Below are 22671 nucleotides of genomic sequence, written 5' to 3' on the forward strand. Positions count from 1 at the left end.
ATTTTACCTAATTACAACATAATACTTACGATAATTGCAGATAAAATACTAACGAGAGTAGCTCCATATAGTAATTTAAGCCCAAACCTTGCCACAACATTTCCTTGGTCTTCGTTTAACCCTTTTACTGCACCGGAAATAATTCCAATAGAAGAAAAGTTGGCAAAAGAAACGAGGAAAACAGAAATGATACCAACTGTACGGGGAGAAAGGCTATTGGAAATTTTACTAAGATCCATCATTGCTACAAATTCATTCGTTACAAGCTTCGTTGCCATAATGCTACCAGCTGCGACAATTTCAGAACTTGGTACACCGATAAGAAATGCAATAGGTGCAAATACGTAGCCGATTAATTGCTGAAAAGTAATGCCGAATATAATGAGGAATAGGTCATTAATGCAGCTAATCAATGCTACGAATCCGATGAGCATGGCGCCAACGACAATGGCTACCCGGAAACCATCAAGAATATATTCGCCAAGCATTTCAAAGAAACTTTGCTTTTCACCTTTTATTTCCAAAATATCTTCTTCATCTTTAACGTCGTAAGGGTTAATGATGAGTATGATAATAAAACCGCTAAATAAATTGAGAACGAGTGCAGTTACTACATATTTAGGTTCAATCATCGTCATATAGGCACCTACGATAGACATAGATACTGTTGACATGGCTGATGCACAAAGTGTATAAAGACGGTGTTTTGGAATTTGTGCTAATTGCTTTTTTACCGTAATAAACACTTCTGATTGGCCGACAATAGCGGAAGCGATGGCATTGTAAGATTCTAATTTCCCAAGACCATTTATCTTGCTAAGAAAGAAACCAATCCAATGAATAAAAAATGGTAGTATTTTGAAATGTTGTAATATACCAATTAAGACGGAAATAAAGACAATCGGTAATAATACAGTAAGGAAAAACGACATCTCACCTTTATTTGCAAGACCGCCAAACACAAAGTTTATACCATCAGCAGCATACTCGAGTAGCTTTGTGAAAAGGCTGGAAATGAACCGGATAAGTATGAGACCAATTTCTGTATTTAATAATAAATAGGTTAAAATTAACTGTATAATAAGCATGATGAAAATAGGTTTGAATTTAATGTGTTTCTTATTATTGCTAGCAATATAAGCAAGGAAGAAAACGACGATAAGTCCGACAAAAAAAGTGATAAATTTCATAGTAAGCCCCCTAAAAGAGATGTTCTGCTATATATGTTTTTCATTTCAAGGGAGAATATGCATCTTTGGTAAAGAAAGGAATAGAGAAATCATGAATATATGTAAAGTGCATCACGTTGCAATTATTTGTTCGAATTATGAAGTGTCAAAGGATTTCTATACTAGAATATTAGGTTTTAAAGTGATAAATGAAGTATATAGAAAGGAACGCGATTCTTATAAGTTGGATTTATGTGTAGGAGAAGAGTATCAAATAGAATTATTTTCATTTCCAAGTCCGCCTGAGCGCCCAAGTTTTCCAGAAGCAGCTGGTCTTAGACATTTAGCATTTGCAGTTATAAATATAGAAGAAGCTGTGACGCATTTAAATCAATGTGGTGTTGAGACGGAATCGATACGTATTGATGAAATAACGGGGAAGAAATTCGTCTTTTTCCAAGATCCTGACGGTTTACCTTTAGAATTATATGAGGTTTGAAAATTGGTGAATTTTATATAGGGTTGCTTTCTAATAATTGAAGAAACTAAAGTGAAACTTCTTTTTAAAAGGAGGTGTAACTTTAGCTAAGAAAGCTAAAGGACATACGTGGATATTTTAAAATTATTGATGGTAGCCATTCTTATTGCATTAACAGCTTTTTTTGTGGCTGTTGAGTTTGCAATTATTAAGGTGCGTAGCAGTCGCATTGATCAACTCGTTACTGAAAAACGACGAGGTGCATTGGCTGCTAAAAAAGTAACTGCAAATTTAGATGAGTATTTATCAGCATGTCAGTTAGGTATTACGATTACTGCGTTAGGGCTCGGGTGGTTAGGAGAGCCAACTATAAAACATTTACTCGAGCCATTGTTCTTAAAGTTACAATTATCTCCTGCAATTGCTAGTACAATTTCATTTATTATTGCCTTTGCAGTGATTACATTTTTACATGTTGTTATTGGGGAACTTGCCCCAAAAACATTAGCTATACAAAGGTCAGAGCAAGTTAGCTTATTATTATCGAAGCCACTTATTTATTTTTACCGAGTTATGTATCCGTTTATTTGGGCTTTAAATGGTTCGGCAAGGCTTGTAACAGGTTTATTTGGATTACATCCAGCTTCTGAACATGAAGTAGCTCATTCAGAAGAAGAATTAAGGTTAATCTTATCGGAGAGCTATGAGAGCGGAGAGATTAATCAAAGAGAATTTAAATACGTAAATAATATTTTTGAATTCGATAATAGAGTAGCAAAGGAAATTATGGTACCTCGTACGGAAGTTGTAGGATTATATGAGGACGAGCCGTTTGAAACACATATTACAGTAATTGCGCAAGAAAAATATACGAGATATCCTGTATTTGGTGAAGATAAAGATGAGATTATCGGAATGGTTAATGTAAAAGATTTATTTATTCGTTATATGGATGGTAATCGAGAGGAAGAGTGCTCGATTACACCATATACAAGGCCAGTTATTGAAGTATTAGAAAATATCCCAATTCATGATTTGCTATTACAAATGCAAAGAAGGCGAATTCCGTTAGCTGTATTATATGATGAATATGGTGGTACAGCAGGCATTGTCACGCTAGAAGATATTTTAGAAGAAATTGTTGGAGAAATTCGAGATGAATACGATGAAGATGAACACCCGCCTATCGAACACATAAGCGAAGGATGTAAAATTGTAGAGGGAAAAGTGCTTATTAGTGAAGTAAATGATTTATTTGGCATACATTTGGTTGCAGATGATGTAGATACAATTGGTGGTTGGATCATGGTACAAAAACAAGTCGTTGCTGAAGGGGATGTTATTGAGAAACATGGCTTTTATTTTAAAGTCCTTGAAAAGGATATGCATCAAATTAAACGAGTGGAGATAAAGAAAGTAGAAGAATGATTTTCTATAAACTTTAATAAAAAGGATATATAGAAAATCAAATGTTTGCGCTTTCAAAAGAGGTGCTATATAGTGAAGGTGGATACTGAAAAATTCTTCTGAATAATACTCGTATTTTGAGATGGCGGATTTTTTAGATAAGGATTTAGAATGAAAAAAGTATAGGTGATGCAAATGATAGCAACGAAGGATATACGTATAGAAAAAGATTTTTTAGGTGAAAAGGAAGTACCAAGTGTAGCTTATTATGGTGTACAAACATTACGTGCCGTAGAAAACTTTCCAATTACAGGATATCGCATTCATCCGTCACTCATTACGGCAATGGCAATTGTGAAAAAGGCGGCGGCACTTGCGAATATGGATACCGGTTATTTAGCTAAAGATATTGGGCAAGAAATTGCGGAAGCGGCACAAGAAATTGTTGATGGAAAGTTCCATGATCAATTTATTGTGGATCCAATTCAAGGCGGTGCTGGAACTTCCATTAATATGAATACAAATGAAGTAATTGCGAATAGAGCATTAGAACGTATGGGATACAAAAAAGGTGAGTATGCGAAAATTAGCCCAAACACGCATGTGAACATGGCTCAGTCAACAAATGATGCGTTTCCAACGGGAATTCATATTGCAACTCTTATGATGTTAGAAGAGCTTCTTATTACAATGGAAGAACTTCATGCTGCTTTCCGTACAAAGGCAAAAGAGTTCGATCACGTCATTAAAATGGGACGCACACATTTACAAGATGCAGTGCCAATTCGCCTTGGACAAGAATTTGAAGCGTATAGCCGCGTGCTTGCGCGTGATATAAAAAGAATTAAACAGTCTCGTCAACATTTATATGAAGTGAATATGGGGGCGACAGCTGTTGGTACGGGATTAAATGCAAATCCTACGTACATTGAACAAGTGGTAAAACATTTACGAACATTTAGCGGATTCCCACTTGTCGGCGCAGAGCATTTAGTTGATGCAACGCAAAACACAGACGCATACACAGAAGTATCTGCGGCATTAAAAGTATGTATGATGAATATGTCTAAAATTGCAAACGATCTTCGTATTATGGCGTCTGGGCCACGTGTCGGATTAGCAGAGATTCAATTGCCTGCACGCCAACCAGGTTCATCTATTATGCCAGGTAAAGTAAATCCAGTTATGGCAGAAGTAATTAATCAAGTTGCTTTCCAAGTAATTGGTAATGATCATACAATTTGCTTGGCATCAGAAGCAGGACAATTAGAATTAAACGTAATGGAGCCTGTGCTTGTATTTAATTTAATTCAATCTATTAGTATTATGAATAACGGATTCCGTGTATTCCGTGAATACTGTATTAAAGGAATTACAGCAAATGAAGAATTGCTGAAGCAATATGTTGAGAAAAGTGTTGGAATTATTACAGCAGTTAACCCTCACATTGGTTATGAAGCAGCATCTCGTATTGCACGTGAAGCAATTGAAACAGGAAAATCTGTTAGGGAGTTATGCTTAGAACATGGTGTACTGACAGAAGAAGAATTGGATATTATTTTAGATCCATTCGAAATGACGCATCCTGAAATTGCTGGTGCTTCTTTATTAAAGAATAAGAAGATGTAATGTGAAAAAACACCGATCCATTTGGATCGGTGTTTTATTTTTAAAAGATATTAAATACAGCATTTAATTGAAGTAAGCTAATAATAGCTAAGAAGATTAAACTATATTTCATCACTGTTTTAAATAGAGCAGATTCTTTACCAACTAGTCCAACTGCCGCACAAGCAACTGCTATGGATTGTGGTGAAACCATTTTTGCTATTGTGCCACCAACTACGTTTAATGAAACGAGAGTAGATGGGACGATGTTTAATTGATCGGCAGTTACTGCTTGAAGTGGTGCGAATAGTGAACCACTAGATACTACTGAACCAGTAATGAATACGCCAATCCATCCTAAGATTGGAGAAAGAATAGGGAATGCATTTCCAGTAGAAGAGAATGCAAGTCCAAGTGTAGATGACATACCAGAGTAGTTTTCTACGTAAGCTAAAGCGATAACGCTACAAATTGTATATACTGGAACCTTTAATTCTTTTATTGTTTCAATCATTAATTCTTTAACCATTTTACCTTTTACGCGGTAAACGATAAGTGAAACGATAATTGCTAATACAATCGCAGTAGTTGTAGAAGAGAATACATCTAGTTTGAAAATCGCTGCGAAAGGTGTATCAGCTTTTGTGATTGGTGCAGTTTTTATAACTTGATTATGAAGACCAGGGAATTGAATGTTAAATACTAAGTTTGCTAATGGACCATCCGGAGCAAATAAAGCTTTAATTGGTTTTAAATTAAAGATTGTTACAAATGCAGTTAAGAATACGAATGGAGACCAAGCATATAAAATTTGATTGAATGTATGAGATTCTTTTTCTTCTTGTTTTTCTTCTTTAGCAGAAGACTTTGGTTGCCAAACACGTAAAAATAATGCAAGAGCGACCATACTTATGACTGCTGCGAAAATATTAGTAAGTTCAGCGCCTAAGAAGTAAGTTACAACGAACTGAGTAATTGCGAAAGAAACACCACTTACAAGAATACCTTGCCAAGTTTCTTTAATGCCTTTAAATCCATCTACCATTGAAACAAGTAAGAACGGTAAAACAATGCTAATGAATGGCAAAATGTAAACTGCTTGACGACCGACAGTTAATGCATCTATTCCAGTTAATTGTGCAGGTACTGTAACTGGAATACCCATAGCCCCCATAGCACCACCAGCGATATTAGCTACTAAGCAAATGCCCGCTGCTTTTAATGGATTAAAGCCCATACCTACAAGTAATGCAGCTGTAATAGCAACCGGAACACCGAAACCAGCTGCGCCTTCTAAGAAAGCGCCGAAAGAATAAGCGATTAATAATACTTGTAAACGTTGATCATTTGTAATACTTGAAATGCTATCACGAATGACATTGAATTGTTCTGTTTTAACAGTTAATTTGTAAAGGAAGATAGCTGCGATAACGATAGTACAAATTGGATAAAATCCAGATAAAACACCAAATCCGGCAGATGCTACTGCTGCAGTTGTAGGCATTTTATAAACAAATATAGCAAGAATAATAGCAACAATTACACTGTAAAGCCCAGCCATGTAACCTTTCATTTTGAATCCCACTAAACAAATAATGAAGCAAAAAATTGGAAGTGCTGCGATTAGTGCAGATAGCCAAATATTGTTTAATGGGTCATAAATTTGTGTCCAAGTACTCATAATAATGACAACTCCTATCTATTTTATGTGAAGAAATTCACATTATTTGTGAAACAATTCACAATCAACTTACATGCTTAGTATATTCTCCTTCAACACTATTGTCAACGTAAAAAAGTATAATTATTCCATAATAGTGTTAAAAGAAAGCTTTGTTCATAAAGTAGACAAAAAGCGCACTTAAATGTATTTGAGTGCGCTTTTTAAAGTGAAACTTTATTCAGTGAGTATTTTGTTCATATGTCATTGTCCCAATAGGTGTATAGTAGATGCCGTCTTTTGTATCGAATATAAAGTTTGATATATTGCACATATCTGTCCTGTTTGATCTAGTGGGGGAAGGAGTGGTTTATTTCATTATGAGGTTTTGAATAACATTCCAGCCAAATGTAATATGAATAAAAAATAAGAAGTAAATTCTTAATACTAGAGCATCTCTTTTTACTGAAAATTCCTTTTAGTGTAACAAAGAGGTTAAGTATACTCCAACTACTTTACGGAAGTTTATCAATTATAGACGGTATTTTACAATATCATTACTTTGCGTTTCAATGAGGTGAAAATATAACAAAAAGCCTGATAAAACAACGTTTGCAAGCAAAGTATTTGTAGCCCTTTGTTTTGCTTTTTCGTTATATCATATAGTATAATATTCAAAATCAGTAAGGATTTTTTCCTGAATTCTATGCTGATGAAGGTGGAAAAAATTTTCAGCGTTATAGGTTGATAAAGTTATGTCGTAACAGGAAATATAAGAACAGATATATAAATAAATAAAAAGAAAATAAAAACGAAAATAAAAACGAAAATGAGGGGAACTTTATGAGCCAAAATCAATTCGAATGTCGTATTTCAGAAGAAGATGTACAAATGTTAAGAGCGTTAGCGCATCCGTTGCGTCTACGCCTAGTAATGGAACTAATGCAACGTGGAACGTGTAATGTAACACAACTACAGGAAGTATTAGAAATTCCGCAATCAACGGTTTCACAACATTTAACGAAGTTAAAGCAAAATAAGGTAGTACGCTTTGAGAGACGAGGATTAGAAGTGTATTATCAAATCCATAATGATAAAGTAAGTGCAGTAGTAAAAACATTATTTTCTTAAAATTTGAATATTATGGAAAAAGACGTGTGGAATATACGTCTTTTTTTATTTGTCAGAAAGGTAGCGATAGAGTAAATATTAACATGTGAGGAAGAAATGACTATCAATCAACATGCTGCCTTACGGAATATATTCTAAAAGGAAAAGAAAAAATACAAAGGAGTGTAGTAAGCAAAAGGAGGGATAGTAGTATGGATGTGCAACGTGTGAAACAAATCTTATCTTCTTCAAGTAGAATTGACGTTACATATGAGGGCGTACCAGTATGGATTGAGAGCTGTGATGAGCAGAAGGGGAGTGCCCAAGTGTATGACGTATCTAATCCTGGTGAGAGCGTTCATGTGGACGTGACGGCTTTAGAGGAAAAATAATAAAAAAGACGCTTCTAATTTTAGAAGCGTCTTTTTGTTATTCCATCATATGTGCAATTTTCTTAGAGAACATAAGAAGTACTAATCCTAGTACGATTACGATAACACCGATGCTTGCAAATACTTCTAAATATCCTAAAGATTGAGTGAAAGCAGCTAATTGTCCTGCTAATAAGTTTGCAAAGCCAGTACCAGCTAACCATACACCCATTAATAATGATGCTAATTTAACAGGAGCGATCGCACTTACCATAGATAATCCAATTGGTGATAAGAATAGTTCACCGATTGTGTGGAACATGTAAGTGAATACAATGAATAGTAAGTTTGCTTTCATTGTAATGTTACCTTCATCGCTACCAGTTTTTAGAACAGCTAAAGTTAAAACTAAGTACCCGACTCCTAGTAAAATCATACCAAAAGCCATTTTTGTAGGGATTTTTAAATCACCATTTTTTGTTTTTGAAAGTTTAATCCATAATGCAGAAACTGGTAATGCTAATAAGATAATGAATAATGGGTTTACAGATTGGAACCAAGGTGTTGGAATTGTAAATCCACCAATTGTACGATCTACGAACTTATCTGTGTAAAGTGTTAAAGAACTACCAGCTTGTTCAAATCCTGCCCAGAAGAATACAACGAAACAAGTTAAAATTAAAATTGCAACAGTACGTTTTTTCTCTTGTGGTGTTAAAGGTTTTTTCTCAACAGCTTTTGCATTTTGTTCTTTAGATTTTTTACCCACAACTGTTGTTCCAGCTGATCCTAAGTAACGAGGTGCTAATAAGTTAAATGCAATCTGCCCAATAATCATACCGATACAAGCTGTTAAGAAACCGTATCTGTAATCTGCGAAGTAACCGCAAATGAATGGAGCGATAAGAGCTCCTAAGTTGATTCCCATGTAGAAGATAGTGAAGGCACTATCACGACGAGAATCGTTGTCGCTATATAATTGACCTAGTAAAGTCGAAATATTTGGTTTGAAGAATCCGTTACCGATAACTAATAATCCTAATCCTAAAAATAGTCCAGTTTTCGTATTCATTGAAAATAGTACGAAGTTACCAATCGCCATAATGATACCGCCAATAGTAATGGCGTGTCGTTTCGTAATGAAGTGGTCAGTTAACCAGCCACCAATAATAGGTGTGAAATATACAAGCATTGTGAAAATACCGTAAATTTGAACTGCAACTGCTTTATCAAAGCCTAAACCGCCGCTTACTAAGCTCGTTGTTAAATAAAGAACTAATAAGCCACGCATTCCGTAATAACTAAATCTTTCCCATGCTTCTGTAAAGAACAACAAGTATAACCCTGGTGGATGTTTTTTTGGTGATTGTTGCTCTCCAGCTTTGTCTAATTTTAAAGCTGCATCCATTTTTGTTTCCCCCTAATCCTGTATAACGGATATTTATGTAATCATTTTAATTTACAAAATATTTAGAAGTCAATAGAATTATATGGAAATAGAAAGAAAATTTCTAAAAAAGTTCTATTTTCTTCAACCGTTATTGTATTTTGCCCTGAAAACTTGATAATAAGCGTTTTCAAATGTAGTAATTGAATTCTAAACGAATTTAAAATAGTGATTAATCAGAAAATTTAGATTAAAATATTTATTCTGATATAGAGAAAATATATTCTATTTACTTTTATAATATAACATATTGGGAATAAAAATACAAAATGAAATAATGTGACACTTCAGTGAAATGAAAAAACCAGCTCCATAAAAGAGGGGAGCTGGTTAGAATAAATTTATTTAACGAAGCGTTTTTCAATGTCGTCTAGTAGCAAGTTAGCAGCCATTACACCGCCAGCTGTATTCCAAATAACGTCGTCAACTTTGTATGCTTTTCCGTTCTTTACTGCATTTAAGTTTTTAAATAGAGGATCGTTTATATATTCTTTTTCTAGTTCAGAACCTTTTTTCTCATTGCCTTTATCGAATGTGAAGTAGAATAATACATCGCCATCCATTGCCGAAATACGTTCTTTAGATACGTTACGCTCTGCAAAATCATCTTTATTTTGATCACCAGGACGTTTAAATCCAAGTTCTTTTAAAATAACACCAGAGAATGTATCACCGTGATAAATACGAACATCACCAGGCATAAAGCGTACCATAGAAATTTCTTGATTTACTTTATCACCAAGTTTGCCTTTTAAATCTTTCATACGTGTTTCGTAATCAGCTAAAACCTTTTGGCCTTCTTTTTCTTTATTTAATGCTTTTGCATAAAATTTGAAGTTATCTTTCCATTCACCACGTAATGTTTCTGAGAACACAGTAGGTGCAATTGCTTTTAGTTGTTCGTACACTTTTTCGTGGCGCATTTTGTTACCAATAATTAAGTCCGGTTTTAAAGAAGCAATTGTTTCAACGTTAACTTGTCCTTCATCACCAACAACTTTTACATCTTTCATTTTATCCTTAATATGTGGATACCATGGGTCACCAGTCCAAGACTTTACAGCACCAACTGGTTTCACACCTAATTCAAGTAAAGCTTCAGTTCCTTCATTTGTTAAGATAACTACACGTTTTGGATTAGCAGGAACTTCTGTTTTACCCATTGCATGTTCTACAGTAACCACTTCTTTTTTATTATCTTCTTTTGTAGATTCTTCTTTGTTATTTGATTTTCCACAAGCACTTAAAAGCATTGAAAATGCTAGTAAAAATACAAATACTGTAAACGATTTCTTCCGCATGAAATTCATTATGTACCCCCTACATGTTGAGAATATTTTTCAATAGCAAGCATGATATTAAGCCTTTATCTTTTGATTGTCAATACATATGGCTGAAAATAATTCTCATTTCCGTTGACAATGAGAATTAAGTTGAAATACACTAACAACGTATCATTATACATTGAAGGGGAAACGCTGCATGTTATTAAAAACAAATCGAGCAAAATGGATTGGATTATTTGTTGGAATCATTGCAGTCGTTATTTGTATTTGGGGAAGTATTATTTTCGGATATACAAATACGAGTTGGAAACTAGCATTGGATGCTTTTTTCCATTTTAATGGTTCCAATGAACATATTATTATTCAAAATGTACGTCTGCCTAGGGCGTTAATTGCAGCTAGTGTTGGTGCTAGTTTAGCCATTGCAGGCTGTCTTATGCAAACTTTAACTAAGAATCCACTTGCTTCACCAGATTTTATTGGATTAAATTCAGGCGCTGCGTTCTTCATAGTTGTAGCAATTGTTATCTTTTCCGTGACGTCATTATCGGCTTTCACGTGGATTGCCTTTTTAGGAGCGGCAATTGCAGCTGTACTTGTATTTGCTTCTAGTTCTTTAGGAAAAGAAGGGACGACTCCTCTTAAGTTAACATTAGCAGGTGTCGCGATAAGTGCTTTATTTTCATCATTAACACAAGGGTTGCTTGTTTTGAATGAAAAGGCAATGGAAGAAGTATTGTTTTGGCTTGCCGGATCTGTACAAGGAAGAAAAATAGAAATTTTACAATCTGTATTTCCGTATTTATTAGTAGGATGGATTGCCTCTCTTATGATGGCAGGGAAAGTAAATACATTGATGATGGGAGAAGATGTTGCAAAAGGTCTCGGACAACGAACAATTTTAATGAAATCATTCGTACTACTCATTATTGTATTGTTGTCGGGTGGTTCAGTTGCGGTTGCTGGCCCAATAGGATTTATAGGAATTGTAACTCCGCATTTTGCCAGATTTCTTGTTGGAGTTGACCACAGATGGAGAGTGCCCTATAGCGGATTGTTAGGTGCAATACTATTAATCTTAGCGGATATAGCCGCAAGATATGTCATTATGCCACAAGAAGTACCAGTAGGGGTTATGACAGCATTTATCGGGGCCCCATTCTTTATTTATATTGCACGTAAGAGAGGGCTTAGCAAATGAAGAAGTATATCCCGTTTCGTATAGGAAAAGATGGATTCTCGTTTTTAATGTATAAACGAGCTAGTCTCGTCTTGGTGAGTTTATTAGTAATTTTAATAGGATTATTTTTTGCAAGTGCAGGTATGGGAGATATGAAGATTGCTCCTTATGACGTATGGCAAGCGATTACTGGAAATGGCGATGCGATGTCAAATATGGTTGTAAATAAGTTTCGTATGCCGCGTATTTTAATTGCGATCCTTGTAGGAATTGCACTTGCTGTAGCAGGTTGTATTTTACAAGGGCTCGTTAGAAATCCGCTTGCTTCCCCTGATATCATTGGAATTACAGGTGGTGCAAGCGTAGCAGTTGTACTCTTTTTAGCTATATTTAGTGATAAAAACAATGCGCTAACAGTAAGCATTCATTATATGCCGCTCGCAGCTTTTGCTGGAGCGACGATTGTAGCGCTTTTTGTATATTTATTTGCATGGAAAAATGATGGCTTATCACCGATTAGTCTTGTTTTAATTGGTGTTGGATTTTGGGCGTTAACGAAAGCGGCAACAACGTTATTTATGTTACTAGCACCAATTTATCAAGCGAGCCAAGCAAATGTATGGATTACAGGTACTGTTTACGGCTCTTCATGGCAAAATGTGATGGTACTTGCGCCTTGGGTTCTCATTTTAACGGTAATATCCTTTATCGCTGCTAGACATTTAAATGCACAAGAGCTAGGGGATGATATAGCGGTAGGACTTGGTGTTCCTTTAACGAAGTCGCGTGTATTTATGTTATTACTTAGTACAGCTTTAATTGGTGGGGCGGTTGCCTTTGCCGGAGGGATTGGGTTTGTTGGTTTAATGGCACCTCATATTTCGCGAAGATTAGTTGGTTCTTTATACGGTGCATTACTCCCAGTTGCAGCTATTGTCGGTGCAATTTTAGTACTCGCTGCGGATTTAATTGGGCGCACAATTTTCACACCACTTGAAATTCCAGCAGGGGTATTTACATCAGCAATTGGTGCACCTTATTTTATTTATTTACTTTATAAAAGTCGGAATTCATAAAGGGAGATGAATATGCAAAAAGCATTGGAGACAAAACGTTTGACGCTGTCCTACGGTGAAACAATTATTATCGAGGAGTTGGATTTAGAAATTCCAAAAGGTGAAATTACAATCTTCATCGGTTCTAACGGTTGTGGAAAATCAACTTTATTACGTTCACTAGCTAGATTATTAAAGCCAACAAATGGTGATATTTTGTTAGATAATCAAGCGTTACAAAGTATGCAAACGAAGCAAATTGCTCGTCAAATGGCAATCTTACCGCAAGGACCCCAAGCACCAGAAGGGCTTACAGTATTGCAACTTGTAAAGCAAGGACGTTATCCATATCAAACTTGGTTAAAGCAATGGTCAGAAAAAGACGAGGAAATGGTACAGAAGGCACTTGCAGCAACAGGTATGACAGAATTTGCTGAGCGGGATGTGCATGCTCTTTCAGGTGGGCAACGTCAACGTGCTTGGATTGCAATGACGCTTGCACAAGATACAGACATTATTTTACTGGATGAGCCAACTACATATTTAGATATGACTCACCAAATTGAAGTGCTAGATTTATTATTCGAATTAAATGAAACAGAGCAACGAACAATTGTTATGGTATTACACGATTTGAATTTGGCATGCCGTTATGCAGACAACATTGTAGCTATTCAAGATAAACGAATATATGCACAAGGTAAACCAGAAGAAGTTATTGACCAGAAGTTAGTTCGGGATGTATTCCGTATGGAGTGTCAAATCAGTACGGATCCGTTGTTTGGAACACCACTATGTATCCCGCACGGAAGAGGAAGACGATTAGTTAAAGAAGTTGCTCAAGCAATGAGATAACGAAAAAAGACGATGGGGATTCATCGTCTTTTTATTTTTTACAAGAAAATAATAGAAAGAGGGGAATTCGTAAACGTCGTTCATATTCCTCTTCACTTTGAAAATAGGTTTGATTTGGTGTAGCTTCTTTTAGATTTATAATGGTAAATCCGGCTTGCTGTAATAATGTGAAATACTCTTCCGTTGTACGATGATATTTAATAACTTCTTGGTCAATCCATGGTTCAACCCGTTTACCTAGTTTAAAATAATCATCGACGAACCAGTTCGTTCTTTTACCACTCGTTTGCAAGCTTTCAAATGAAGAGGTAATAACAGGATGTTGAACGCTAAAGATGAAGGTTCCATTTGTTTTTAAAGTTTTGTACACATTTTGAAAAATGATATGAAGATGTTCAATATAATGTAAAGCGAGTCTAGATGTGACTAAATCAAAAGTAGATGGGGAGTATGTATAATCTTTGAGGTTTATCAAATGAACAGATCCATTTTTATTTTCTAGTTGTTTTTTAGCTTTTTCATACATAAGCTGAGAGCCTTCAATGCCGGTGTAAGAGTGGCATCCGTTTTCTAATAATTCCTCGCCAAACTTAGCATCGCCACAACCTAAATCGAGAATTTGTTTTCCTTTTACATCACCAATGAGTTGAAAGAATGCTGGCTTTTCAATGGATTCATTGGGGCTATTTTCGCGGTATCTTCGTTTCATATATTGCTCAAAAAAAGCTTCGTTATTATATACATCGGATTCTGTAAATGCCATGTTTGAAGCCTCCCTAAATATTTTTTTAATTCTATCAAATATGGAATGTAAATGATAGATTTCTTGTAATGAATCATATATAATTAAAATTTGTAAGCGGTTTCTTTAAACTATTTTTCTATAATAAATTCTGAAAACGTGTTAAGCTAGTAGAGGGATTATTAGAACTATTAAGACAATAATCCGCTTACATGAACGATGGGAGGCTTCACGATGTCTAGTAAAACACTTGCGAAATTTTTAGAAGAAAATTTAGAGGATTTAAAATCAAAGGGGCTTTATAACGTAATTGATCCGCTTGAAAGTCCAAATGGACCGATTATTACAATTGGCGGCAAAGAATATATTAACTTATCTTCAAACAACTATCTTGGATTAGCGACTGATAATCGCTTACAAGAAGCAGCGATTGGTGCAATTCATAAGTACGGTGTTGGAGCAGGAGCTGTTCGTACAATTAACGGTACTTTAGATTTGCATATTAAATTAGAAGAAATAATTGCAAAGTTTAAACATACAGAAGCAGCAATTGCTTATCAATCAGGATTTAATTGTAATATGGCAGCGATTTCAGCTGTTATGGATAAAAATGATGCGATTCTTTCAGATGAATTAAATCATGCATCTATTATTGATGGTAGTCGTCTATCAAGAGCGAAAATCATCGTTTATAAACATTCTGATATGGAAGATTTACGCCAAAAAGCAATCGCGGCGAAAGAATCAGGTCTTTACAATAAATTAATGGTTATTACAGACGGTGTTTTCTCAATGGATGGAGATATTGCAAAATTACCAGAAATTGTTGAGATTGCAGAAGAGCTAGATTTAATGACATATGTAGATGATGCACATGGTTCAGGGGTACTTGGAAAAGGTGCAGGTACTGTGAAGCACTTCGGTCTTTCTGATAGAGTTGATTTCCAAATTGGTACATTATCAAAAGCAATTGGGGTAATTGGTGGATATGTAGCAGGGAAACAAAACTTAATTGATTGGTTAAAAGTTCGTTCACGTCCATTCTTATTCTCTACAGCATTAACACCAGCTGATGCAGCAGCTTGCATGAGATCAATTGAAATCTTAATGGAAAGCACAGAGTTACACGATCGTTTATGGGAAAATGGTCGCTATTTAAAACAAGGGTTAAAAGAACTTGGCTTTAACATCGGAGAAAGTGAAACGCCAATTACACCTTGTATTATTGGTGATGAAGTATTAACACAAGAATTTAGTAGACGTCTAAATGAAGAAGGCGTATACGCAAAATCTATCGTGTTCCCAACTGTAGCTAAAGGAACAGGACGCGTTCGTAATATGCCTACAGCAGCTCATACGAAGGAAATGCTAGATGAAGCAATTCTTAAATATGAAAAAGTAGGGAAAGAAATGGGCATCATTTAAGTAACGACATCTTTTGAATAGCTTGCAAATGAGGAGTGGGGAAAATGAAAAAAATTCTAGTAACCGGTTCTTTAGGGCAAATTGGTTCTGAACTAGTAATGAAACTTCGTGATGTATACGGCGCATCAAACGTTATTGCAACAGATATTCGTGAAACAGATAGTGAAGTAGTAACGTCTGGTCCATTTGAAACGTTAGATGTAACAGATGGGCAAAAACTACATGATATTGCAAAGCGTAATGAAGTAGATACAATTATTCATTTAGCAGCTTTACTTTCAGCAACAGCAGAAAAAAATCCGTTATTTGCTTGGAATTTAAATATGGGTGGACTTGTAAATGCATTAGAAGCAGCTCGTGAATTAAACTGTAAGTTTTTCACGCCAAGTTCTATCGGTGCATTCGGCCCATCAACGCCGAAAGATAATACGCCACAAGATACAATTCAGCGTCCTACTACGATGTATGGGGTAAACAAAGTAGCAGGAGAATTACTATGTGATTATTATCATCAAAAGTTTGGCGTTGATACGCGCGGTGTACGCTTCCCAGGCTTAATTTCTTACGTAGCTCCTCCAGGAGGCGGAACAACTGACTATGCAGTTGAAATTTATTATGAGGCGATTAAAAAAGGTGCATACACCTCATACATTGCTGAAGGAACGTACATGGATATGATGTATATGCCAGATGCTTTACAAGCGATCATTTCATTAATGGAAGCTGATTCAAGTAAGCTAGTGCATAGAAATGCGTTCAACATTACAGCAATGAGCTTCGAGCCAGAGCAAATTGCAGCATCAATTCGTAAACACATTCCGACGTTTACAATGGATTACGCAGTAGATCCAGCTCGTCAAACAATCGCTGATAGCTGGCCAAACTCTATTGATGCAACAGCAGCAATGAAAGAGTGGGGCTTTAAAGCAGAATACGATTTAGACAAAATGACAACGGACATGTTGGCTAAGTTAAAAAAAAAGCTCACAGCTGAGTTAGTGATGAATTAATAGGAAGGGTCGATTCTTAGGAATCGGCTCTTCATTCTTTTTGAGAGGGTGAAAATAACATGCAAAGAGTTGATGTCGTATATGCACTAATACATGACGAAGAAACAGATAAAATATTAATGGTACATAATGTAGAACAAAACGTTTGGTCATTGCCAGGCGGGGCTGTTGAAAAGCGTGAGACGTTAGAGGAAGCTCTAGTAAGGGAAGTAAAAGAAGAGACAGGTTTAACTGCTATGGCAGGTGGACTTGTTGCAATCAATGAAAAATTCTTTGAAGAATCCGGGAATCACGCACTACTTTTTACATTTCGAGCGAAAGTACTAACGGGCGAGGTACATGCAGAAGATGAGGGAGAAATTTCTGCGATAGAGTGGGTGGAGCGAACAATCGCAACTGAACGATTCCCATTCTACGATGGAGGATTCGAGTCATTGTTAGAAGTAGCTATTCCATACAAGTTTCAACCAGAAAAAAAGTAATTGAACGAGAAAAAGGAGCCAAAAGGCTCCTTTTTCTATTCAATCGTCTTCAGTAATAGTTTTTTCAGCAATGGTTTAATCTTCAATCGTAAATCTTCAGCATGATTTGCAACTAAGAAGTGATGATTATAAATGTTTTTCATTAATTGATAAGTTGCTTCTTTCACTTCGCCTTCTTCGATGAAGATACCGATTACTTCCATACCACTTTTACGAGCGAGTTTCACAGCTTCATGCGTATCTAAAATTCCGTCTTGTTGATAGTCTAGGGCAGAAGGTTCACCGTCTGTGAAGACTAATAGAAATTTATGTTTTTCTGGTCTTTTCGCAAGCTTTTCAGAAACGATACGAATAATATATCCGTCGCGGTTATCTTCTTCTTCACGAAGTTGCATAATTTCTGGACCAACGTTTGGTAACGTTGAGTTTTTGTAATTTACAACCTCATGGATAACGTTCGGTTTATCTTCAGGTTTAGCACTAGAAGCATCTTCCCAAAATCCGCTAATAGCGTGCGGGATTTTTAAAGATTTCAACGCTTCATGGAATAAGACAACACTCTTCTTCGTTTCTTCCATTTTGTTATACATAGAACCAGAACAATCCACTAATAGTTGGAATGCAACGTCGAGCTCTTGCGATTCTTGTCCTTTTTTATAAAACATGCGCGGCTGCTTTTCAGTATAAATACGAAGGAATTTCTTCCGAAGTCTTCCGTAGTATTTATCACTATTTGCATTCGTTTTATTTTCAATCGTTTTTTCGATAATTTTCTTTAATTCTTTTACATCTTTATTAACGACTGATTTGATAGCTTGGTAATCTTTTTTCTCGTCAGGATTTGATTTGCGAGCTTCTTTAAATGTATGAGAGGCACCTACATTATACTTACCATATGCACCCTCGCTTTGGCTAGAAGCGTGTGAAGCTCTTGCTTCTTCTGTATCAGCACCATCAAAGTTGGATTGTGTACTTTTTTGAGAAGTACCTTGTACAGAACCAAGTGCTTGATCGCCATCTTCTGATTCACGAGCAGTATCACCCATCATGTTTGTTTTTGTTCCGCTTTCTAATTCAAAGCGTAAAAAGTTCTCGTTTTCGTTATTTTTATTTTCACGATGCCATGTGGAGAAGCTTTCATCCATTTTGTTTTTATTGTCATCGTCATCTATGAGCTGTGTATCATCATTTGCTAAATCTTCAACGCGGCAGTTCTTTTCATCTGCAATGACAGATAAATAAAGCGGAGCATGTCCGAAATAATTGTTAAGCATATCATTTTCAAGAAGCTCCTCTAAGCGGTAGCGAATTTTCTCAACGATATACATAATATCTTCCGTATTACGGGCTTGGAATGTCTCATGCAAAATTACTTCAATTTGCTCGAAATATTCATTAGTAAACATTTCATATTTATCGCTCGTTAATGAAAGGTAACATAGACAAAATAGACGATCACCGTGATAGTTACGAACGCGGTTTATTTCATTTTGTGAGCCGAAGTAATTGCGGTACATTTCTTTTCGGCGTTTAAAAATATGTTTCGTGCCAGGTCGTAAGTTTTTTACGATTTCCTCGACACGTAAATCTTCTAATAGAACAAATAATTGTGTTAAGAACTTCTTTAGGGGCGATTCTTGTAATTCAATCGCGTAAGAACGAATTAAAGCCATGTCCGAGTAATGTTTATTACCAAGTGCTTTTAAGAACACTTCGCTTTTTAATCCGATTACTGTATCTTCTTCTTTTCGATCATCCCAAAAGTGACTAATGACAACCTTTTTTTCAATTTCGTCGTAGTATGCTTTATAGCCATATTCAAGATAGGCATCGTCTTCTTTTAGAAGGGCATACATTAAGTTTTCCATTTGTAGAAACAGCGACGCATCAATTTTTTTGTCACTAAAAATTTGTCTCATGAATTATCCCTCAAAGAAATAACTTTCTGCTAATTCACGGACAGTCATTTGTTCTGTTTCATCATTTAATTTCGCAATAATGCTTCGCTCAATAGCGCGCATAACAGGAATATATACACCTAAATCGCATGCGTCGATAATACCACGAATACTTGCTGCTTCTTCACTTACACGGCCATCACGAGCTAAAGGCATAAGGTCGCTTGCAAATGCAACGAACTTTTCAATTGTTGCAACATCATTTAATTTTGATTCAGATAGTAATAGTTCTTTTAATGTGTCACCTTGAATATAAGGAACTTCAATAATAACAAAACGGTTTTTTAATGCTTCGTTTAGTTCACTTGTCCCAACGTAACCTTCGTTAATCGCAGCAATTACGCGATATTCGTCATCACCGTATACAACTTCTTGTGTAAATGGGTTTGTAATCATTTTACGGTAATCTAGTGCACCGTGAAGAAGTGGTAACGTTTCAGGTTTTGCCATATTGATTTCATCAATATATAGGAAGTGACCGTTCTTCATTGCTTTCATAAGAGGACCGTTAACGAACGTAACTTCAGATGCCCCGTCTTTCGTTTGTAATGTGTTGTATCCTAAAATACCTTCCACATCTAAATCGACAGAACAGTTAATGCTATGCATTGGTTTTTGGAATAAAGAAGAAAGAGTTTCCGCTAGTACCGTTTTACCACTACCAGTTGGTCCTTTTAATAGAATATTTTTGCCAAGAAGAAGTGCTGTAATAGCATCTTCGATAATGCTGTTATCAGATGCTTTATATATTTTAGTACCGATTAAATGAGCATTTTCACCAGCTTCTTGTTTATTCTTTTCATGAATTGTAGAAAGCTGCTGTTTTAAATCAGAATGTATATGAAATTGTTCTAACATGTATTTCCCACCTAACATTATTTTCATAAAGTAATACATCTTATGATAACTTGTTTTAATATGGTATGCAAAGAAAAGGAGAAGGGGGAGATATAAAAGAAAAAGCAATCAATATCACATTGATTGCTTATAGTAAAGGAGAAATCAGTCGCATAAAGGACTCTAATATTCTTTTTTTGATACTTCTTTTTTGGAATGAGTTCCATTTAATTTCAGTAGAGTGTTTAAAGTCTTCTTCAAAATCGCGTTTAATATCATGAACGGTTTCTGATTCATAGAGTACGCTAATAATTTCATAATTTAATTCAAAGCTACGTACATCCATATTTGCTGTTCCGATTGTTGCAATTTTATCGTCAACGAGTACAATCTTTGCGTGCATAAATCCATCTTTATAACTGTAAATAGAAGCACCGGCTTTTAAAAGTGGAGTGAAATAGGATTGAGATGCTTGATCGCTAATAATACTATCACTCTTACCAGGATATAAAATGCGTACATCTATGCCAGATATTGCACTTAAGCGTAATAATGTTAAAGTTTCTTGATCCGGAATAAAGTATGGTGTAGCGATCCAAATAGATTTTTTGGCTGAGCCCATAACAGCTAGTAATGTATTACGAATGCTTTTATCATCTGAGCTTGGTCCACTTGCTACAATTTGCACCGCACCTGTTGCATCCAGAATTTCTTTTCCTGGGAAGTATTGTCTATTCATAAATTGATCCCAAGAATAAGTATTCAATCCACTAGACGCATAAAGCCAATCTTCTAGAAAGATGGCTTGTAATTTATACAATGCTTTTCCTTCTATTTTTAAATGACTATCACGCCAAACAGGGAATTTTTTTGAGCGACCAAGATATTCATCACCTACGTTAAGCCCTCCGGTAAAACCAATTTCTCCATCTAAAATGACGATTTTACGATGATTACGATAATTAACTGTCTCCAGTAACCAAGCTGAAAAAATAGGGTCAAATTCGACAATTTCAATTCCAGCTTTTTTCATAGGTTGTAAAAATCGTCGTCTTAACGTATTACTTCCGAGTCCATCATAAAGGAAGCGTACAATAACACCCTCGCTTGCCTTTTGTATTAAAGCATCTCGTACTTTTGTACCAATCTCATCAGATTTATAAATATAGTATTGAATATGTATGTGATGTTTTGCATTCTCGATTGCTTGCAAAATTTCTGAAAAGGTTTGATCGCCGTTTGTTAAAAGTTTTGTCGTCGTTCTATCTGCGGCAGGCCCGCCTCCAAATTTTTGTACGACTTCTGTTAAATGTATGGAACGTTCATGTAATGGGACTGTGAGTGATAATTCTAGTCGTCTTCCTTCTAATATTTCGCGGAATAATTTTCTTTGTTCTTCTGAACGATGGAGATGTTTTTTTCTTCTCCAACGGCTACGCCCGAAAATAGAGTATAAAAGTACACCTACAACGGGAAGAAGTGCTAATACTAAAAACCAAGCTAAAGTACTTTGGGGAGATCTATTTTCTATAAAAATAACGAATGAAATTCCTACGATTGTGATGGACCATAGAGCACCGACAAACGTATATAACGAAATAACCGATGTATTTAATAGGAAAAGAACGATAGATACGATTGTAAATATTAATAATAATTGAACGATAGGTTTCTTCATTTCTATATAATTCCTCTAATCTTTCTTAAATATAGACTTCTTAAATAGAAGATATAATCTGACATCCTTATTATAAAGTGTTTTGTTTTTTTTACAAAATATAGACATTTGTCCTATACTTTCCGCATTTGTCCTACATACAGTATATTGTTACGTTGTTATCCCGTTATTTGCTGGGTAGTAAAAATCCCATCTCAAAATTCGATGAGTGCAAGGAAGTTAGGCGGGAAATGATTGTCCATAAATGCCCGATTGATTTGGGCTAATAATCAGTGGGGGAGGGACAAAGCCCGCGCCGATTAAAATTTCACTTTATATAGCAAAAGGGATGAATAAAATGTATGGTCGTCCAATTGGAGGATTTGGTCATGGCGGATATGGTTATCCATATTACTCGAATTATGCTTATTATCCAGATTACCAACAAGATCCGTATTATTCATACAATATTAAAGTGAGGAAATTGAAAGGGAGAGGTGAATAATGAATTATATAGAAAATAACGGAGTGTATTATCGCAATCATCATGGAGGACACCATCATAATGGCGGACATAATCATCATGGAGGACACAACCATTATGATCATCACCATCATCATCACGGTGGTGGATGGGGCTGGGGTGGAGGCGGCTCATGGGGCGGCGGATTTTTCCCAGGAAGTTTTGCGGGAGGTATGTTAGGTGGGCTTACAGCAGGTGCATTAACGGGTGCAGCAAGTGGAGGTTATTATCCAGCACCGTACCCAGTAACATATCCAGCACCATATCCAGTTCCATACCCAGGTTATCAGCAAATACCATATCAGTATTAAACAAAAAAGAGGTTATCCTCTTTTTTGTTTAATACTATATTTATTTATGAAATACTTCCAAAATAAAGGTAAAAATATGTTAATATTTTATTATTGTAAT

Annotated in this window: 21 protein-coding genes; 13 read left to right on the forward strand and 8 right to left on the reverse strand. The window is 35.6% G+C overall.

The features are described 5' to 3' along the window. Positions 1-11: 11 nt before the first annotated feature. Entirely contained in the window at positions 12-1190 is a 1179-nt protein-coding gene (locus JDS98_RS18705; RefSeq protein ID WP_000668851.1) for a NupC/NupG family nucleoside CNT transporter, read from the reverse strand. 91 nt (positions 1191-1281) lie between these two features. Between JDS98_RS18705 and gloA2 the strand changes: the two genes are divergently transcribed. The 3 genes from gloA2 to aspA all read left to right on the forward strand — a co-directional run bounded on the left by gloA2 (position 1282) and on the right by aspA (position 4683). Continuing rightward, positions 1282-1668: an SMU1112c/YaeR family gloxylase I-like metalloprotein gene (gloA2, locus tag JDS98_RS18710; protein WP_098226552.1), complete on the forward strand. Its 387-nt coding sequence runs from the start codon at positions 1282-1284 to the stop codon at positions 1666-1668. Between the two features lie 108 nt (positions 1669-1776). Continuing rightward, complete coding sequence (locus tag JDS98_RS18715) at positions 1777-3075, forward strand: hemolysin family protein (protein WP_000353290.1); 1299 nt, start codon at positions 1777-1779, stop codon at positions 3073-3075. A 174-nt stretch (positions 3076-3249) separates the two neighbouring features. Then, positions 3250-4683, forward strand: coding sequence for an aspartate ammonia-lyase (aspA, locus tag JDS98_RS18720; RefSeq protein WP_199634195.1), 1434 nt, complete (start codon positions 3250-3252; stop codon positions 4681-4683). A gap of 40 nt (positions 4684-4723) precedes the next feature. On the opposite strand, the gene JDS98_RS18725 is transcribed toward aspA, so the two are convergent. Further along, entirely contained in the window at positions 4724-6343 is a 1620-nt protein-coding gene (locus JDS98_RS18725) for a lactate permease LctP family transporter (RefSeq protein WP_087969010.1), read from the reverse strand. A gap of 822 nt (positions 6344-7165) precedes the next feature. On the opposite strand from JDS98_RS18725, the gene JDS98_RS18730 reads away from it, so the two are divergent. Together JDS98_RS18730 and JDS98_RS18735 are read left to right on the forward strand one after the other, a co-directional pair. Then, positions 7166-7453, forward strand: coding sequence for an ArsR/SmtB family transcription factor (locus JDS98_RS18730; protein ID WP_000081428.1), 288 nt, complete (start codon positions 7166-7168; stop codon positions 7451-7453). 191 nt (positions 7454-7644) lie between these two features. Then, positions 7645-7824 carry an acid-soluble spore protein H gene (locus tag JDS98_RS18735; RefSeq protein WP_000383125.1) on the forward strand — a complete coding sequence of 60 codons (180 nt, stop codon included), beginning with the start codon at positions 7645-7647 and terminating at the stop codon, positions 7822-7824. Positions 7825-7861: 37 nt separating this feature from the next. Here the strand turns inward: JDS98_RS18735 and JDS98_RS18740 are convergent, their stop codons facing one another. After that, positions 7862-9211, reverse strand: a complete 1350-nt coding sequence (locus JDS98_RS18740) for a peptide MFS transporter (RefSeq protein ID WP_000338302.1) — start codon at positions 9209-9211, stop codon at positions 7862-7864. A 380-nt stretch (positions 9212-9591) separates the two neighbouring features. Then, positions 9592-10560 carry an ABC transporter substrate-binding protein gene (locus tag JDS98_RS18745; RefSeq protein WP_001010273.1) on the reverse strand — a complete coding sequence of 323 codons (969 nt, stop codon included), beginning with the start codon at positions 10558-10560 and terminating at the stop codon, positions 9592-9594. Positions 10561-10732: 172 nt separating this feature from the next. On the opposite strand from JDS98_RS18745, the gene JDS98_RS18750 reads away from it, so the two are divergent. From JDS98_RS18750 to JDS98_RS18760, 3 genes are read left to right on the forward strand one after another with little or no spacing between them, the layout of a single operon-like run. Then, positions 10733-11737, forward strand: a complete 1005-nt coding sequence (locus JDS98_RS18750; protein ID WP_000925228.1) for a FecCD family ABC transporter permease — start codon at positions 10733-10735, stop codon at positions 11735-11737. Next, positions 11734-12792, forward strand: a complete 1059-nt coding sequence (locus tag JDS98_RS18755) for a FecCD family ABC transporter permease (RefSeq protein WP_000760041.1) — start codon at positions 11734-11736, stop codon at positions 12790-12792. Before JDS98_RS18750 ends, JDS98_RS18755 begins: the two co-directional genes overlap by 4 nt. Positions 12793-12804: 12 nt before the next feature. Next, positions 12805-13626: an ABC transporter ATP-binding protein gene (locus JDS98_RS18760; protein ID WP_199634196.1), complete on the forward strand. Its 822-nt coding sequence runs from the start codon at positions 12805-12807 to the stop codon at positions 13624-13626. Positions 13627-13657: 31 nt separating this feature from the next. Here JDS98_RS18760 and JDS98_RS18765 read toward each other — a convergent pair whose 3' ends face one another. Then, entirely contained in the window at positions 13658-14389 is a 732-nt protein-coding gene (locus tag JDS98_RS18765; RefSeq protein WP_000885936.1) for a class I SAM-dependent methyltransferase, read from the reverse strand. Positions 14390-14602: 213 nt separating this feature from the next. On the opposite strand from JDS98_RS18765, the gene JDS98_RS18770 reads away from it, so the two are divergent. The 3 genes from JDS98_RS18770 to JDS98_RS18780 are packed head-to-tail and all read left to right on the forward strand — an operon-like array spanning position 14603 to position 17285. Further along, positions 14603-15793: a glycine C-acetyltransferase gene (locus JDS98_RS18770; RefSeq protein ID WP_000095896.1), complete on the forward strand. Its 1191-nt coding sequence runs from the start codon at positions 14603-14605 to the stop codon at positions 15791-15793. A gap of 44 nt (positions 15794-15837) precedes the next feature. Beyond that, on the forward strand, positions 15838-16803 hold the full coding sequence (locus tag JDS98_RS18775) for an L-threonine 3-dehydrogenase (RefSeq protein WP_000723133.1): 966 nt from the start codon (positions 15838-15840) through the stop codon (positions 16801-16803). 59 nt (positions 16804-16862) lie between these two features. Beyond that, positions 16863-17285: an NUDIX hydrolase gene (locus JDS98_RS18780; protein WP_098711633.1), complete on the forward strand. Its 423-nt coding sequence runs from the start codon at positions 16863-16865 to the stop codon at positions 17283-17285. Positions 17286-17320: 35 nt separating this feature from the next. Here the strand turns inward: JDS98_RS18780 and JDS98_RS18785 are convergent, their stop codons facing one another. The 3 genes from JDS98_RS18785 to JDS98_RS18795 form a co-directional block, all read right to left on the reverse strand. Next, on the reverse strand, positions 17321-19204 hold the full coding sequence (locus JDS98_RS18785; protein WP_098711634.1) for a vWA domain-containing protein: 1884 nt from the start codon (positions 19202-19204) through the stop codon (positions 17321-17323). A gap of 3 nt (positions 19205-19207) precedes the next feature. After that, positions 19208-20101 carry an ATP-binding protein gene (locus tag JDS98_RS18790; RefSeq protein WP_000892990.1) on the reverse strand — a complete coding sequence of 298 codons (894 nt, stop codon included), beginning with the start codon at positions 20099-20101 and terminating at the stop codon, positions 19208-19210. Between the two features lie 127 nt (positions 20102-20228). After that, the gene (locus JDS98_RS18795) at positions 20229-21758 is read right to left on the reverse strand and encodes a cardiolipin synthase (protein WP_199634197.1); all 1530 of its coding nucleotides are present in this window, start codon (positions 21756-21758) and stop codon (positions 20229-20231) included. Positions 21759-22095: 337 nt separating this feature from the next. Here JDS98_RS18795 and JDS98_RS18800 point away from each other — a divergent pair, with 337 nt between their 5' ends. Beyond that, on the forward strand, positions 22096-22242 hold the full coding sequence (locus JDS98_RS18800; protein ID WP_000274355.1) for a hypothetical protein: 147 nt from the start codon (positions 22096-22098) through the stop codon (positions 22240-22242). Next, positions 22242-22571, forward strand: coding sequence for a hypothetical protein (locus JDS98_RS18805; RefSeq protein ID WP_001106411.1), 330 nt, complete (start codon positions 22242-22244; stop codon positions 22569-22571). The genes JDS98_RS18800 and JDS98_RS18805 overlap by 1 nt, the downstream gene beginning before the upstream one ends. Positions 22572-22671 lie beyond the last annotated feature (100 nt).

It is taken from the genome of Bacillus cereus group sp. N11 (assembly GCF_016483605.1).
Lineage (GTDB): Bacteria > Bacillota > Bacilli > Bacillales > Bacillaceae_G > Bacillus_A > Bacillus_A toyonensis.